13 protein-coding genes are annotated in these 15,351 nt (G+C 65.0%); 11 read left to right on the top strand and 2 right to left on the bottom strand.

Annotated features, from left to right (window positions below; translation table 11 throughout):
• Window positions 1-227 precede the first annotated feature (227 nt).
• Window positions 228-938 carry an SIMPL domain-containing protein gene (locus BZL41_RS09845; protein ID WP_095599127.1) on the top strand — a complete coding sequence of 237 codons (711 nt, stop codon included), beginning with the start codon at window positions 228-230 and terminating at the stop codon, window positions 936-938.
• A gap of 209 nt (window positions 939-1,147) precedes the next feature.
• Window positions 1,148-2,746 carry an ABC transporter substrate-binding protein gene (locus BZL41_RS09840; protein WP_095599126.1) on the top strand — a complete coding sequence of 533 codons (1,599 nt, stop codon included), beginning with the start codon at window positions 1,148-1,150 and terminating at the stop codon, window positions 2,744-2,746.
• Window positions 2,747-2,812: 66 nt separating this feature from the next.
• Here BZL41_RS09840 and BZL41_RS09835 read toward each other — a convergent pair whose 3' ends face one another.
• Window positions 2,813-3,178: a hypothetical protein gene (locus BZL41_RS09835; RefSeq protein WP_095599125.1), complete on the bottom strand. Its 366-nt coding sequence runs from the start codon at window positions 3,176-3,178 to the stop codon at window positions 2,813-2,815.
• A 59-nt stretch (window positions 3,179-3,237) separates the two neighbouring features.
• On the opposite strand from BZL41_RS09835, the gene BZL41_RS09830 reads away from it, so the two are divergent.
• Window positions 3,238-3,696 carry a BRO family protein gene (locus tag BZL41_RS09830; protein WP_095599124.1) on the top strand — a complete coding sequence of 153 codons (459 nt, stop codon included), beginning with the start codon at window positions 3,238-3,240 and terminating at the stop codon, window positions 3,694-3,696.
• A gap of 74 nt (window positions 3,697-3,770) precedes the next feature.
• Here BZL41_RS09830 and BZL41_RS09825 read toward each other — a convergent pair whose 3' ends face one another.
• A complete protein-coding gene (locus tag BZL41_RS09825; protein ID WP_095599123.1) occupies window positions 3,771-4,988 on the bottom strand; it encodes a Xaa-Pro peptidase family protein in 1,218 nt (405 codons plus the stop codon).
• A 153-nt stretch (window positions 4,989-5,141) separates the two neighbouring features.
• Here BZL41_RS09825 and BZL41_RS09820 point away from each other — a divergent pair, with 153 nt between their 5' ends.
• The 8 genes from BZL41_RS09820 (at window position 5,142) to BZL41_RS09785 (ending at window position 15,050) form a co-directional block, all read left to right on the top strand.
• A complete protein-coding gene (locus BZL41_RS09820; protein ID WP_095599122.1) occupies window positions 5,142-5,702 on the top strand; it encodes a cupin domain-containing protein in 561 nt (186 codons plus the stop codon).
• A gap of 202 nt (window positions 5,703-5,904) precedes the next feature.
• Complete coding sequence (locus BZL41_RS09815; RefSeq protein WP_095599121.1) at window positions 5,905-7,503, top strand: ABC transporter substrate-binding protein; 1,599 nt, start codon at window positions 5,905-5,907, stop codon at window positions 7,501-7,503.
• A 304-nt stretch (window positions 7,504-7,807) separates the two neighbouring features.
• Window positions 7,808-9,250: an OprD family porin gene (locus BZL41_RS09810; RefSeq protein ID WP_095599120.1), complete on the top strand. Its 1,443-nt coding sequence runs from the start codon at window positions 7,808-7,810 to the stop codon at window positions 9,248-9,250.
• Between the two features lie 15 nt (window positions 9,251-9,265).
• On the top strand, window positions 9,266-10,852 hold the full coding sequence (locus BZL41_RS09805; protein ID WP_095599119.1) for an ABC transporter substrate-binding protein: 1,587 nt from the start codon (window positions 9,266-9,268) through the stop codon (window positions 10,850-10,852).
• 100 nt (window positions 10,853-10,952) lie between these two features.
• Window positions 10,953-11,963: an ABC transporter permease subunit gene (locus tag BZL41_RS09800; protein ID WP_084336499.1), complete on the top strand. Its 1,011-nt coding sequence runs from the start codon at window positions 10,953-10,955 to the stop codon at window positions 11,961-11,963.
• 60 nt (window positions 11,964-12,023) lie between these two features.
• Window positions 12,024-12,899 (top strand): ABC transporter permease subunit, encoded by an 876-nt coding sequence (locus tag BZL41_RS09795; RefSeq protein WP_095599136.1) that lies wholly within the window; start codon window positions 12,024-12,026, stop codon window positions 12,897-12,899.
• 202 nt (window positions 12,900-13,101) lie between these two features.
• A complete protein-coding gene (locus tag BZL41_RS09790) occupies window positions 13,102-14,076 on the top strand; it encodes an ABC transporter ATP-binding protein (RefSeq protein ID WP_095599118.1) in 975 nt (324 codons plus the stop codon).
• Window positions 14,076-15,050 carry a peptide ABC transporter ATP-binding protein gene (locus BZL41_RS09785; protein ID WP_095599117.1) on the top strand — a complete coding sequence of 325 codons (975 nt, stop codon included), beginning with the start codon at window positions 14,076-14,078 and terminating at the stop codon, window positions 15,048-15,050. The genes BZL41_RS09790 and BZL41_RS09785 overlap by 1 nt, the downstream gene beginning before the upstream one ends.
• Window positions 15,051-15,351: the final 301 nt, after the last annotated feature.

The following is a 15,351-nucleotide window of genomic DNA, read 5'->3' as shown; positions in this document are numbered from 1 at the left end:
CAAGCCTCGCCGGCTGACTGCTGATCTGCGGCAACGCGACGCAGTGAAACCCGATTACAGGTCGTTTTTAACGCCGTATCGGCAACGCAGGTAGTTTTTCAGCGGCCTGTTAACCCGGATTGCCTGCGCGCCACGTCCAAAGGATCGACTGCCACCTCCGCGCTCCGGCTCGCAAGGTGGCGAAAACGCTCTACTCTCTTGCAATCCACCCTGTACAAGGAGTTGCCATGCTTTCCCTCCCCCGTCTCGCCGCGCTGTTCAGCCTGAGCCTCGCGGCCCTCGCCAGCCTGCCGGCCGGTGCCGACGAACCCCGCTACAACCAGATCGCTCTGCGCGCCGAAGTCAGCCAGGAAGTGGCCCACGACCGCATGCACGTGCTGCTCTACAGCGAGGCACAGAGCAGCGACCCGGCCAAGCTGGCCGGCGACATTACCCGCACCCTCAATGCCGCCATCGACCAGGCGCGCAAGGTCAAGGGCGTGACCGTCAGCCTCGGCAGCCGCAACAGCTATCCGGTCTACGACGAGAAGGGCCAGAAGATCACCGCCTGGCGCGAGCGCGCCGAGCTGCGCCTGGAAAGCGCCGACTTCGCCGCCCTCTCCCAACTCACCGCCGACCTGATGAGCAGCATGAAGATGGGCGGCATGGACTTCGCCATCTCCCAGGCCACCCGCAAGCAGCATGAGGACGCCCTGCTCAAGGAAGCCGTGGCCGCCTTCAAGGCCCGCGCCCAGCTCGCCACCGAAGCCCTCGGCGGCAAGGGCTACAAACTGGTCAACCTGAACCTCAGCAGCGGCGGCTTCCCGCAACCGATGCCGCGCATGGCCATGAAAGGCATGGCCTTGATGGAAGCCAGCGCTCCGGCCCAGGACATCGAGGCCGGCACCAGCCAGATCACCCTGAACGCCGATGGCGTGATCGAAGTGGAAATGCCCTGATCCGGTGCGGCGGTGCTCCGTGTGGCGCACCGCCGGCTGACCGGCCCGTCAGGATAGTTATAGAAACGCGACATTCACGGACGAACTGGAAGCAGATTCGCCCCGGAAGAATCCGGGTGACTTGCACCGGGCATACGCCCTGCATAGCTTCACCCGGGTCGGCCCATGAGGCCGTACCTCGACGACAATGACAACAAATTGAGGACATCATGCGCAAAAACGCCGTCATTCCGTTTCTTCTCGGCGCAGGGCTGATCGCCGGCGCTCCCGTCGCCCAGGCCGCCAGCAACCTCGTGTTCTGCTCGGAAGGCAGCCCGGCCGGCTTCGACCCCGGTCAATACACCACCGGCACCGATTTCGACGCCGCCGCCGAGACCGTCTACAACCGCCTGAGCCAGTTCGAGCGCGGCGGTACCAAGGTCGTGCCGGGCCTGGCGGAAAGCTGGGACGTCTCCGACGACGGCCTGACCTACACCTTCCACCTGCGCAAGGGCGTGAAGTTCCATAGCACCGACTTCTTCAAGCCGACCCGCGAATTCAATGCGGACGACGTGCTGTTCACCTTCCAGCGCATGCTCGACAAGGATCACCCGTTCCGTAAGGCCTACCCCACCGAATTCCCCTACTTCACCGACATGGGGATGGACACCAACATCACCAGCGTGGAAAAACTCGACGACCACACCGTCAAGTTCACCCTGGCTGCGGTCGATGCGGCCTTCATCCAGAACCTGGCGATGAGCTTCGCCTCGATCCACTCCGCCGAGTACGCCGACCAGTTGCTCAAGGCCGGCAAACCCGCCGACATCAACCAGAAGCCCATCGGCACCGGCCCCTTCGTATTCAAGCGTTACCAGAAGGACGCGCAGATCCGTTTCACCGGCAACAAGGACTACTGGAACCCGGACGAAGTGAAGGTGGATAACCTGATCTTCTCCATCAACACCGACGCCTCGGTGCGTGCCCAGAAGCTCAAGGCCGGCGAGTGCCAGATCACCCTCAACCCGCGCCCGGCCGACCTCGACGGCCTGAAGAAAGACCCGAACCTCGAAGTCGCCGAACAGCCCGGCTTCAACCTCGGCTACATCGCCTACAACGTCACCCACAAGCCGCTCGACCAGCTCGAAGTACGCCAGGCGCTGGACATGGCGGTGAACAAGAAGGCGATCATTGGCGCCGTCTACCAGGGCGCCGGCCAACTGGCCAAGAACGCCTTGCCGCCGACCCAATGGTCCTATGACGACAGCATCCAGGACACCGTCTACGACCCGGAAAAAGCCAAGGAACTGCTGAAAAAGGCTGGCATCAAGGAAGGCACCGAAATCACCCTCTGGGCCATGCCGGTGCAGCGTCCATACAACCCCAACGCCAAGCTGATGGCCGAGATGATCCAGTCCGACTGGGCCAAGGTCGGCATCAAGGCGCGCATCGTTACCTACGAATGGGGCGAGTACCTCAAGCGCTCCAAGGCCGGCGAGCACGACACCATGCTGATCGGCTGGACCGGCGACAACGGCGACCCGGACAACTGGCTGGGCACCCTCTACGGCTGCGACGCGGTGAATGGCAACAACTTCTCCAAGTGGTGCTACCCCGAGTACGACAAGCTGATCAAGGACGGCAAGCGCGTCACCGACCAGGACAAGCGCACCGCCCTCTACAAAGAGGCCCAGCACATCCTCAAGGGCCAGGTGCCGATCACCCCGATCGCCCACTCCACCGTCAACCAGCCCATGCGCAAGACCGTGCAGGACTTCAAGGTCAGCCCGTTCGGGTTGAACTCCTTCTACGGCGTCAGCGTGAAGTAACCCCACCCGCTCCCGGTCGCATCGCGGCCGGGAGCGTAGGGTCGAATTCAATCGACCGGGGGAGCGCTAATGCTTGCCATAAGCTCTAACCCGATCTCTGAACACATAATATCTTGGCTGTCCTTTCGCCACCCACTCCGCCATTGCACGTTCAACAAGGCACTGTGACCTTTGGTGATGAAAAAGATGTTTGCCGGAATAAAAAAAGGTAGTGACGTAACTCAGCTCCCCACCCACAAACACCTCCAACTCGCAATGATTGATGACTTCTTCCTCATTGTTCAGCTGCATGGCGTTAACCGCTTGGTCTCGTAGCACTCTAGCGGGGCCCCTGAACATGGAATCGAGCACCACCACACCATGTGTTTCGAGCGCATCCACCAAGTCATCAAGTGCAACTTCGGCATCGTCCAGAAATACAACAGACTGCATAGTTCCTCCTTACGGCAGGCCTCCTGCCCCGTCTTTCGAATTACCTCGTGTCGCCAAACATGGTAGCGGGGAAGAATAGATACGCTCTGATCGACGGCCAGCCGTGGTTCGCGGCCAAGGATTTCGGCTTGCTGATGGGCCATCGGTACCCGGAACGGCTTTGCCGGTATGTGGACGACGACCAATTGCGCAGCGTGCGCTTCGCCCTGGCGAACGGTGGCGAGGAGGCAGTGCCGGCGATCAGCGAGTCCGGGGCGTACCGGGCGCTGTGGCGGTTCAGCCACCCGGAGAACCGCAACCTGCGCCGCTGGCTGACCCAGGAGGTGGTGCCGCTGTTGCGCGATGAACAGGCGGAGGTATGCACGGCGCCGCGGCGCACGCAGATGGCCTGGGAGGCGCGGCGGGTCAGCCTGCTGGAGTGGCAGGGGGAGCTGTGGGTGCCGTTGAAGGCACTGCCGGAGCTGGTGAGTGAAGGCGCGGTGCCGCGCCGGGGCCGGCTGGGACGCTGGCTGCGGTAGCCCGGATAAGCCCCGGCGCAATCCGGGACCGCGAAGTCCCGGATTACGCTTCGCTCATTCGGGCTACGGTTCTCTCAGCAATCCAACCCGAACGGGTCGTCCACCGAGTGGCTCGGCTCGGTGAACCAGCGCGGTCCGTTGGCCGTCATGTAGAAGTGGTCTTCCAGGCGGATGCCGAATTCGCCGGGCACGCAGATCATCGGTTCGTTGCTGAAGCACATCCCTTCCGCCAACGGGGTCTCGTCGCCGCGCACCAGGTACGGGCCTTCGTGTACGTCCAACCCGATGCCGTGGCCGGTACGGTGCGGCAGGCCGGGCAGGCGGTAATCGGGGCCGAGGCCGTTGGCCTCCAGGGAGGCTCGCGCCGCCGCGTCGACGGCTTCGCAGGGCGCGCCGAGCCGTGCCGCTTCGAACGCAGCGAGCTGGGCGTCTTTCTCCATGTTCCACAGGACCCGTTGGCGCTCGTTCGGCGTGCCAAAGACGTAGCTGCGGGTGATGTCCGACTGGTAGCCATGCAGTTGGCAGCCGGTGTCGATCAGCACCATGTCGCCCGACTTCAGGACTTGCGGGTCTTTCACGCCATGGGGGAAGGCGGTGGCGGGGCCGAACAGGACGATGCAGAAGGTGGAACCGGAGGCGCCCACCTTGCGGTGCGCCTGATGGATGAACTCGGCCACTTCGGTGGTGCTGATCCCTTCGCGCAGGATGCTGGCGGCAGCCTTTTGCACGTCCAGGGTCATATGCTTGGCGCGCTGCATCAGGGCCAGTTCGGCGGGGGATTTGCACTGGCGACAGGCGTCGGTGATCGACGCCGCATCGAGGAACACGAAACCGGAGCCCAACTGGCGCAGGCGCTCATACATGCCGAACGGCAGGGTCGTGCACAATCCCACCCGGTCGCCGGCCCGGACGCCCAGGCGTGCGAAGGCATCCAGCAGCAGGCGGTACGGGTCTTCGTGTTCCTCCCAGGTATGGATTGCGCCGGGGACGACCTGAAAGTCCCGCACGGTGCCTTCCTCGAAGGCCGGCGCCAAATACTCCAACGCGCCCGATACCGGCAGCACCGCGCCCACCAGTCGCTCGCTCGGACGCCATTGCACCCCAGTGAAATAGCGCAGGTTGCTGCCGGCGTTGATGAAGGCCGCCGCGATGCCCTGTTGCCGCATGAGGGCCTGGGCACGAGCGATGCGGGCCTGGTATTCGGCCAGGCCGATGGGTTCGGCGCCGTCGGTCATGATGTCGAGGCTGGCCAGGGCCTGCTCCGCCGTGCAACCACCTACTCCGAGCGTCATGGGGGCTCCTTTTTGTCTGACAGGATGAGAGCGCAGAATTTAAGTGCAGCTTAAATTCAGGTCAAAGGTAATTTCAGTGGTGCTTAAGTCCTATTGGCTTTTCAGCGAGACGGCTGTGCGTATACTGGCCGCCTTCCCCTACGAGCCGTATCCATGACCGTAGATCGCATCGGCGAACGCCTGCGCCGCTATCGGCGAGCCGCCAAGAAGACACTCAACCAGGTCGCCGCGGAAGCCGGGCTGACCGCCAGTTTCCTGTCCCAGGCCGAGCGCAATCTCACCGGCATCTCCATTTCGTCGCTGGCGAATATCGCCAAGTCCCTTGGCGTGCCGCTCAATGTGCTGTTCGACCAGCCGCCCCAGCCGCAGCCGGACTCCCACCAGGGCGAACGGGTGCGCTATGCCATCGAGGGCCAGCCGCTGACCTACGAGCGACTGTCCAGCAGCTTTCCCGGCAACCTGCTCAACGCGGTGAAAATGAGCATGCCGGTGGGTTACCAGTCGGAGCTGATTTCCCACGAAGGCGCTGAGTTCGCCTATGTCCTCTCCGGGCAAATCCTCTACACCATCGAAGGCCGCCAGTACCCGCTGGGCGCCGGCGATTCGGTGCACTTCGACGCGGGCAAGCCGCACTGCCTGGCCAACACCGGCAGCGAGGTGGCCGAGGTGCTGACGGTCACGACCATGGCCCTGTTCGACGACCCCACCCGTTAAGGTCCCGCCACCCGGACCGTGAAGAAATGTTAGTGGTGCTTAATTTCTGTTGACCGCTATTTCAGTATCACTTAATTTCGAGCGCGATCGGTTGCCCCCTTTGAGCGACCCTACCGCCGCTCACCCCCTGCCAGACCCGGCCGTTGGTACGAGCGAACGACCCGGTCCACAAGGCCGTAGAAAAAGAACAAAAGAGGTTTGCATGCGCAAGAATTCCCGACTCCCGGCATGGCTCGCCGCCGGTCTCGCCCTCAGCGCCCCCTTCGCTTCCGCCAGCAACCTGGTGTTCTGTTCGGAAGGCAGCCCGGCCGGCTTCGACCCCGGCCAGTACACCACCGGCACCGATTTCGATGCGACCTCGGAACCCCTGTTCAACCGCCTGGCGCAGTTCCAGCGCGGCAGCACCCGCGCCGTTCCGGCACTGGCCGAAAGCTGGGATGTCAGCGACGACGGCCTGACCTACACCTTCCACCTGCGCAAGGGCGTGAAATTCCACAGCACCGACTACTTCAAGCCGACCCGCGAATTCAATGCGGACGACGTGCTGTTCACCTTCCAGCGGATGCTCGACAAGGACCATCCGTTCCGCAAGGCCTACCCCTCCGAGTTCCCCTACTTCACCGACATGGGCCTGGACAAGACCATAGCCAAGGTGGAGAAGGTCGACGAGCACACCGTGCGCTTCGTGCTGAACAACGTGGACGCCGCCTTCATCCAGAACCTGGCGATGAACTTCGCCGCCATCCATTCCGCCGAATACGCGCACCAGTTGCTCACGGCCGGCAAGCCACAGCAACTCAACCAGAAGCCCATCGGCACCGGCCCCTTCGTGTTCAAGCGCTACCAGAAGGATGCGCAGATCCGCTTCACCGGCAACAAGGACTACTGGAAGCCCGAGGACGTGAAGATCGACAACCTGATCTTCTCGATCAACACCGATGCCTCGGTACGCGCGCAGAAGCTCAAGGCCGGTGAGTGCCAGATCACCCTCAACCCGCGCCCGGCCGACCTCAAGGTCCTGCAGGACGACCCGAAGCTGACGGTGCCCAGCCAACCCGGCTACAACCTCGGCTACATCGCCTACAACGTCACCCGCGCGCCCTTCGACAAGTTGGAAGTGCGCCAGGCGCTGGACATGGCGGTGGACAAGCAGGCCATCGTCGATGCCGTGTACCAGGGCGCCGGGCAACTGGCGGTGAACGGCATGCCGCCGACCCAGTGGTCCTATGACGAGACCATCAAGGACCGCGCCTACGACCCGGAGAAAGCCAAGGCGCTGCTGAAGCAGGCCGGCATCGCCGAAGGCAGCGAGATCACCCTCTGGGCCATGCCGGTGCAGCGCCCGTACAACCCCAACGCCAAGCTGATGGCCGAGATGATCCAGTCCGACTGGGCCAAGGTCGGCATCAAGGCGCGCATCGTCAGTTACGAGTGGGGCGAGTACATCAAGCGCGCTCACAACGGCGAACACGACGCCATGCTGATCGGCTGGACCGGCGACAACGGCGATCCGGACAACTGGCTGGGCACGCTCTACGGCTGCGATTCGGTGGACGGCAACAACTTCTCCAAGTGGTGCGACGCCGACTACGACAAGCTGGTGAAGCAAGCCAAGGCCGTCACCGACGTGGAACAGCGCACCACTCTCTATAAGCAGGCCCAGCAGCGTCTCCAGCAGCAAGTGCCAATCACGCCCATCGCGCATTCCACGGTGTACCAGCCGATGCGCACCAGCGTTCAGGGTTTCCTGATCAGTCCGTTCGGACGCAACTCCTTCTATGGCGTGAGCAACGCGCCCTGACCCGACGGGGCGGCGCCAGGCGCCGCCCCGCCTCCCGCGTTTATCGACATCCGGCAGCAGACCGGAGTCCGCGTGTTTTTTCATACCTGCCCCAGGATCTATTGACGTTTCGCCGCGGCTCGCGCCGAAACGCCAATAGACCCTGAAGATTCGCAAGGATGCTGCTCCCGCGCATCGCTTCGGTGAGCGGATCGCAGAGAAATGCAGAGGCCACCTGGCCGGCAGTCGCGCTCGGTGGTCCGCAAGAGCAACGGGTAGTTCGTCCTTGTCCTGGAAAAAACCACAAGAAACAGGAGCGACTGCTATGAAAACCACACTGCATCGACAGGCCACCGTCGGCCTCGCCTTGCTCGCCCTCGCCGCGCCGGCCCTGGCGGAAGAGGAAACGACGACGCCACCGACGAACAACCCGGTGTTCTCCACCGAGGTCGAGGGGGTGACGGACGTCGCCGAGCCGCCCAAGGGCCAGGCCGGCGCCACCGGCTTCGTCGAGGGCCAGAGCCTGACCCTGTCCACCCGCAACTTCTATGCGCGTGAACACACCGAAGACAGCTTCGCCTTCCGCATTCCCAAGGACGGCGGCTCGGAACGCACCCACGCCCGCAAGACCTGGGTGCAGGGCACCATCCTCAAGTACAGCTCCGGCTACACCCAGGGCACCGTGGGCTTCGGCCTGGACGTCGGCGCGTTCAGCGCGATCAACCTGGAGCGCGGCAAGGGCCGCATCGCCGGCGGCGGCAACCGGACCCTGGCGGACAGCAACGGCCATGGCGTGGACGAGTGGTCGAAGCTGGGCATCGCCGACGTCCGCCTGCGTGCCTCCAGCACCGAGCTGAAGGTCGGCCGCTTCCTGGTCGACACGCCGGTGTTCGGCTACATCGACAACCGCGCCCTGCCCTCCAGCTTCACCGGCGCGGCGCTGACCAGCGAAGAGCTGGACGGCTTGGTCCTGCAGGGCGGCAGCTTCACCCGGGTCAGCCCGCGTACCGGCGCCGGCGACGAAGACTTCACCACCGAATACGGCACCCGCGAGGTGGAAGCCGACCGCATGAGCTACCTGGGCGGCACCTACACGCCGCTGGATAACCTGGAAGTCTCCGTCTACGGCGACCTGTTCGAAGACGTGTGGAAGCAGTACTACCTGAGCCTCACCCACGACCTGGGCGACAAGGAAACCCTCGCCCTGCGCACCGCCTTCAACGGCTACGCCACCCGCGACGCCGGCGACCGCAAGGCCGGCTACATCGACAACAACACCTGGAGCCTGGCGTTCACCCTTGCCCATCAGGCGCACTCACTGACCCTGGCCTGGCAGCAGGTCGACGGTGACGAATACTTCGACTACGTGCACGAGACCGCCGCCATCTACCTGGCCAACTCGCTGCTCTCCGACTTCAACGGCCCTAACGAGAAGTCCGCGCAGATCCGCTACGCCACCGACTGGTCGCACTTCGGCGTGCCCGGTTTCAGCACCACCTTCTGGTACGCCAAGGGCTGGGACATCGACGGCACCCACTACGACGGCGACCGCAACGGCGCCTACGGCAACTACGCCGAGGTCCGCGCCCAGGATGGCGAGAAGCATCACGAGTACGGACTGGTCGGTGCCTATACGGTGCAGAGCGGCGCGATCAAGGACAGCACCTTCAAGGTGAGCTATATGTCCCATCGCTCCAGCCGCAATCAGGTCGACGGCAGCCTCGACGAGCTGCGCATCGTCAGCACCTTCCCCTTCAACCTGCTGTGAGATAAGGACATCGACATGCACCCAACTCTACGTTACCTGCCGCTGTTGCTGGCCCTCGGCGCTGCGCCGGCCCTGGCGAAGAATCTGGTGGTATGCACCGAGGCCGCGCCGGAGGGCTTCGATATCGTGCAGTACACCGGCGCGGTGACCAACGACGCCGCCAGCGAAGCGATCTTCAACCGCCTGCTGGCCTTCAAGCCCGGTACCGCCCAACTGGTGCCGAGCCTGGCCGAGCGCTGGGACATCAGCGAGGATGGCCTGACCTACACCTTCCACTTGCGCCGGGGCGTGAAGTTCCACACCACGGACTACTTCACGCCAACCCGCGCATTCAACGCGGACGACGTGGTCTGGAGCTTCCAGCGCCAGCTCGATCCCCAGCACCCGTGGCATGAGTCCTCGCCGCGCGGCTACGGGTACTTCGAGTCCATGGGCATGGGCGACCTGATCGAGTCGGTGGAGAAGGTCGACGACCACACCGTGCGCTTCACCCTGACCCGCCCGGAGGCGCCGTTCCTCGCCGACCTGGCCATGGGTTTCACCTCGATCTACTCGGCCGAGTACGCCGACCAGTTGCTCAAGGCCGGCAAGACCAACGACCTCAACACCCGCCCCATCGGCACCGGGCCGTTCGTCTTCGCCCGCTACGCCAAGGACGCACAGGTCCGCTACAAGGCCCACCCGGATTACTTCCAGGGCAAGCCGGCGATCGACAACCTGATCTTCGCCATCACCACCGATCCCAACGTGCGCATCCAGAAGGTCCGCGCCCGGGAATGCCAGGTGGCGCTCTACCCCAAACCGGAGGACGTGCCGGCCTTGAGGCAGGACGAGCGCCTCACGGTGGACGAGATGGAGGCGCTGCTCACCACCTACGTGGCGATCAATACCCAGCACAAGCCGCTGGATGACGTGCGGGTGCGCCAGGCCATCAACCTGGCGATCGACAAGCAGGCCCTGCTGGCCAGCGTGTTCGGGCCCGGCGCGGCGACCCCGGCGGTGCTGCCGTATCCGCCTACACTGCTGGGATACAACCACGCGGTGCGCGACTGGCCGCACGACCCGGCACGGGCCAAGGCACTGCTCAAGGAGGCCGGCGTGGAGGGATTGAAGGTCACGATGTTCATCCGCAACGGGACCTCCATCACCATCCCCAACCCGGCCCTGGCGGCACAGATCATGCAGGCCGATCTGGCCAAGGTGGGCATCGACATGACCATCCGCTCCCTGGAATGGGGCGAGCTGCTCAAGCGCGCCAAGAACGGCGAACACGACATGGTCATCCTCGGCTGGGCCGGCGACAACGGCGACCCGGACAACTTCGTCGGCCCGAACCTGAGCTGCGCGGCGGCGGAATCCGGGGAGAACCATGCACGCTGGTGCAACCGGCAGTTCGAAGACCTGATCCAGAAGGCCCGCGGCGTCACCGACAACGCCGAGCGGACCCGGCTCTACGAGCAGGCCAACGCGGTGTTCCACGAACAGGTGCCCTGGGTGCCGCTGGCGCATCCCAAGCTGTTCAACGTGCGTTGGAAGAACGTCCAAGGCTATGTCATCAACCCGATGACCAACAATAACTTCGCCACCACACGGGTGGAGTAGCGGTGGCACGGGCGGCGGCCAGAGAGATCGCCGCCTGGCCGACAAGAAGGAGCACCCCGCCCGCGGGCGTGTTCCGAACGAAGAGGAGTAACTCGCCAAGATGCTAAGTTTCATCGCCCGCCGACTGGGGCTGCTGATCCCCACCTTCTTCGGCGTCACCCTGCTGACCTTCGCGCTGATCCGCCTGATTCCCGGCGATCCGGTGGAAGTGATGATGGGCGAACGCCGGGTCGATCCGGAAATGCATGCCCAGGCCATGGAACGCCTCGGCCTGAACAAGCCGCTCTACGCCCAGTACCTCGACTACATCGGCAAGCTCGCCCAAGGCGACCTCGGCGAGTCGCTGCGCACCCGCGAGAGCGTATGGAGCGAGTTCCTCACCCTGTTCCCGGCCACCGTCGAACTGGCCCTGGCCGCCTTGCTGTTCGCCGGCACTCTCGGCGTGCTGGCCGGGGTGATCGCCGCGCTGAAACGCGGCTCGCTGTTCGACCACGGGGTGATGGGCATATCCCTCACCGGCTACTCGATGCCGATCTTCTGGTGGGGCCTGATCCTCATCATGTTCTTCTCCGTGGGCCTCGGCTGGACGCCGGTGTCCGGGCGCATCGACCTGCTCTACGACATCGAGCCGGTCACCGGCTTCATGCTGATCGACACCCTGCTCAGCGAGGAGGAAGGCGCCTTCGTCGATGCCCTGCGCCACCTGATCCTGCCGGCCATCGTGCTGGGCACCATCCCGCTGGCGGTGATCGCCCGGATGACCCGCTCGGCGATGCTCGAAGTGCTGCGCGAGGACTACGTGCGTACCGCCCGGGCCAAAGGGCTGTCGCCGGCACGGGTGGTGTTCGTGCATGCCCTGCGCAACGCGCTGATCCCGGTGCTCACGGTGTTCGGCCTGCAGATCGGCACTCTGCTGGCCGGCGCGGTGCTCACCGAAACCATCTTCTCCTGGCCGGGCATCGGCAAATGGCTGATCGAATCCATCGGCGCCCGCGACTATCCGGTGGTGCAGAACGGCATCCTGCTGATCGCCTGCCTGGTCATCCTGGTCAACTTCACGGTGGACATTCTGTATGGCCTGGCCAATCCCCGTATCCGTCACCAGCGCTGAGGAAGCCACATGAACACGACGACCCAACCTCTGCGCGCCGAGGCCCCCCTGGCCGAACCGATGGCGCTGTACCCATCCCCGCTGAAGGAATTCTGGCAGGCGTTCTCGCGTAACAAAGGCGCGGTGGGCGGCCTGCTGTTCATGCTGGTGGTGGTGTTCTGCGCGCTGTTCGCCCCCTGGGTGGCGCCGCACAACCCCAGCGAACAGTACCGCGACTTCCTGCTCACCCCGCCGATGTGGCTGGAGGGCGGGCAGGCGCAGTTCATCCTCGGCACCGACGAACTCGGCCGCGACCTGCTCTCGCGCCTGATCCACGGCTCGCGGCTGTCGCTGCTGATCGGCCTGTCTTCGGTGCTGCTGTCGCTGCTGCCGGGCATCCTGCTCGGCCTGGTCGCCGGCTTCTTCCCGCGCCTGCTCGGCCCGTCGATCATGCGCCTGATGGACATCATGCTGGCCCTGCCATCGCTGCTGCTGGCGGTGGCCATCGTCGCCATCCTCGGCCCAGGGCTGAACAACACCGTGTTCGCCATCGCCATCGTGCACCTGCCGGCCTACGTGCGCCTGACCCGCGCCGCGGTGATGGGCGAACTCAACCGCGACTACGTGACCGCCGCGCGTCTCGCCGGCGCCGGCCTGCCGCGGCTGATGTTCGTCACCGTACTGCCGAACTGCATGGCGCCGCTGATCGTCCAGGCCACCATGAGCTTCTCCTCGGCGATCCTCGACGCCGCCGCCCTGGGCTTCCTCGGCCTCGGCGTGCAACCGCCGACGCCCGAATGGGGCACCATGCTGGCCTCCGCCCGCGACTACATCGAGCGCGCCTGGTGGGTGGTCTCCCTGCCCGGCCTGACCATCCTGCTCAGCGTGCTGGCGATCAACCTGATGGGCGACGGCCTGCGCGACGCGCTGGACCCGAAGCTGAAGAATGCGGTGTGAGGAATGCCATGACCCATACCGTACCTGTAGGAGCCAGCTTGCTGGCGAATGTCATGGCTGCACGCTCCACCCGATTTCGAGTGAGGGCGATCATGTCCGGCCGGAACTCCGCCACCGCAGGGGTGAATTCATTCGCCCGACGTGCCCCACATGGCCACATGAATCCGCCCCGCCCCCCCCTTTCCCGCCAGGAGCCCGCAGCATGAGCCTCCTCGACATCAAGAACCTCAGCGTACGCTTCGGCGACGCCAACGCCGTCCCGGTGGTGGACGGTCTCGATCTTCGCGTGGACAAGGGCGAAGTACTGGCCATCGTCGGCGAGTCCGGCTCGGGCAAATCGGTGACCATGATGGCCCTGATGGGCCTGATCGACGCCCCCGGCATCGTCAGCGCCGACAGCCTCAGCTTCGACGGCACCGACATGCTCAAGCTCAAGGGCCGGCAGCGCCGGCGCATCGTCGGCAAGGACCTGGCGATGGTCTTCCAGGACCCGATGACCGCCCTCAATCCCAGCTACACCGTGGGCTTCCAGATCGAAGAAGTGCTGCGCCAGCACCTCGGCCTGTCCGGCAAGGCCGCGCGCCAGCGGGCCCTGGAATTGCTCGAACGGGTCGAAATCCCCGGCGCCGCCAGCCGCCTGGATGCCTACCCGCACCAGCTCTCCGGCGGCATGAGCCAGCGCGTGGCGATCGCCATGGCCATCGCCGGCGAACCCAAGCTGCTGATCGCCGACGAACCCACCACCGCCCTGGACGTGACCATCCAGGCGCAGATCATGGACCTCTTGCTCGACCTGCAGCGCGACCAGGGCATGGCCCTGGTGCTGATCACCCACGACCTCGCCGTGGTGGCGGAAACCGCCGACCGCGTCTGCGTGATGTACGCCGGCCAGGCGGTGGAGGTTGGCCAGGTGCCGGCGCTGTTCGAGGCGCCCACCCATCCCTACACCGAGGCGCTGCTAGCGGCGATTCCCGAACACAGCCAGGGCGCGCGCCGGCTGGCCACCCTGCCGGGCATCGTCCCCGGCCGCTACGACCGTCCGCACGGCTGCCTGCTGTCGCCGCGCTGCCCCTACGCCCAGGCGAACTGCCGCGAGCGCCGGCCGGGGCTGGATGCCCACGCGCGCGGCGCGGTGCGCTGCTTCTACCCGCTCAACCTGTCCTCGGAGGTGGCCTGATGAGTGCCGTCCTGACCGCCCATGACCTGACCCGTCACTACGAAATCTCCCGTGGCCTGTTCAAGCCCCACGCCACGGTGCGCGCCCTCAACGGCGTGTCCTTCGAACTGGACGCCGGCAAGACCTTGGCGGTAGTCGGCGAGTCCGGCTGCGGCAAATCCACCCTGGCCCGCGCGCTGACGCTGATCGAGGAACCCACCTCCGGTTCGCTGCAGATCGCCGGCCAGGAAATCGCCGGCGCCGGCAAGGCCGAACGCAAGCAACTGCGCCGCGACGTGCAGATGGTCTTCCAGAGCCCCTACGCTTCGCTCAACCCAAGGCAGAAGATCGGCGACCAGTTGGCCGAGCCGCTGGCGATCAACACCTCGCTGTCCCGCAGCGAACGCCGCGAGCGGGTGCAGGCCATGATGCAGCAGGTCGGCCTGCGCCCCGAGCATTACCAGCGCTACCCGCACATGTTCTCCGGCGGCCAGCGCCAACGCATCGCCATTGCCCGGGCGATGATGCTCAACCCGAAGATCGTGGTCGCCGACGAGCCCACCTCGGCGCTGGACGTCTCCATCCAGGCGCAGGTGCTCAACCTGTTCATGGATCTGCAGGAGCAGTTCAACACCGCCTACGTGTTCATCTCCCACAACCTGTCGGTGGTGCAGCACGTCGCTGACCAGATCCTGGTGATGTACCTCGGCCGCCCGGTGGAAATGGGCGACGCGGAGCGCATCTACAGCCGCCCGCTGCACCCCTACACCCAGGCGCTGCTCTCCGCGACCCCGACCATCCACCCCGACCCGGCCAAGCCGAAAATCAAGATTCAGGGCGAACTGCCCAACCCGCTCGACCCGCCGTCCGGCTGCGCCTTCCACAAGCGCTGCCCCTACGCGACCGAGCGCTGCGCGGTGGAAGTGCCGGAACTGCGCCTGCTCGATGCCCGCCAAGTGGCCTGCCACCATGCGGAGGTGATCAACGCCCCGTAGCCCCTCACCTGTAGGAGCCAGCTCTGCTGGCGAAGCTTTGCGTGGCTCCATTCGCCAGCAAGCTGGCTCCTACAAAAGCAAAGCCGGACTTCAAGGGGCGAATGAGTTCGCCCCATGACGAAGCCCATCGAATGTGCCCCCAAGGGCCGGAACACATGGATCCAGCCCTTGGACGTCCTTATCGCCGAGAGCCCGTCACCGCCCCCAACGCCCCAACAACCCCCGCCGCATTGGCCGTCGTTCCGCTACCGGCGCCGCGAACCTCGGCAGCGCATCGAACGGCACCCACAACACCCCTTGC

The sequence above is a fragment of the Pseudomonas sp. PIC25 genome (assembly GCF_002286785.1).
Lineage (GTDB): Bacteria > Pseudomonadota > Gammaproteobacteria > Pseudomonadales > Pseudomonadaceae > Pseudomonas_M.
This window is presented reverse-complemented; position numbering and strand designations above follow the sequence as displayed.

Coding starts and splice junctions, on each gene's coding strand:
- BZL41_RS09845 (WP_095599127.1), top strand. CDS start 228: ATGCTTTCCCTCCCCCGTCTCGCCGCGCTGTTCAGCCTGAGCCTCGCG.
- BZL41_RS09840 (WP_095599126.1), top strand. CDS start 1,148: ATGCGCAAAAACGCCGTCATTCCGTTTCTTCTCGGCGCAGGGCTGATC.
- BZL41_RS09835 (WP_095599125.1), bottom strand. CDS start 3,178: ATGCAGTCTGTTGTATTTCTGGACGATGCCGAAGTTGCACTTGATGAC.
- BZL41_RS09830 (WP_095599124.1), top strand. CDS start 3,238: ATGGTAGCGGGGAAGAATAGATACGCTCTGATCGACGGCCAGCCGTGG.
- BZL41_RS09825 (WP_095599123.1), bottom strand. CDS start 4,988: ATGACGCTCGGAGTAGGTGGTTGCACGGCGGAGCAGGCCCTGGCCAGC.
- BZL41_RS09820 (WP_095599122.1), top strand. CDS start 5,142: ATGACCGTAGATCGCATCGGCGAACGCCTGCGCCGCTATCGGCGAGCC.
- BZL41_RS09815 (WP_095599121.1), top strand. CDS start 5,905: ATGCGCAAGAATTCCCGACTCCCGGCATGGCTCGCCGCCGGTCTCGCC.
- BZL41_RS09810 (WP_095599120.1), top strand. CDS start 7,808: ATGAAAACCACACTGCATCGACAGGCCACCGTCGGCCTCGCCTTGCTC.
- BZL41_RS09805 (WP_095599119.1), top strand. CDS start 9,266: ATGCACCCAACTCTACGTTACCTGCCGCTGTTGCTGGCCCTCGGCGCT.
- BZL41_RS09800 (WP_084336499.1), top strand. CDS start 10,953: ATGCTAAGTTTCATCGCCCGCCGACTGGGGCTGCTGATCCCCACCTTC.
- BZL41_RS09795 (WP_095599136.1), top strand. CDS start 12,024: ATGGCGCTGTACCCATCCCCGCTGAAGGAATTCTGGCAGGCGTTCTCG.
- BZL41_RS09790 (WP_095599118.1), top strand. CDS start 13,102: ATGAGCCTCCTCGACATCAAGAACCTCAGCGTACGCTTCGGCGACGCC.
- BZL41_RS09785 (WP_095599117.1), top strand. CDS start 14,076: ATGAGTGCCGTCCTGACCGCCCATGACCTGACCCGTCACTACGAAATC.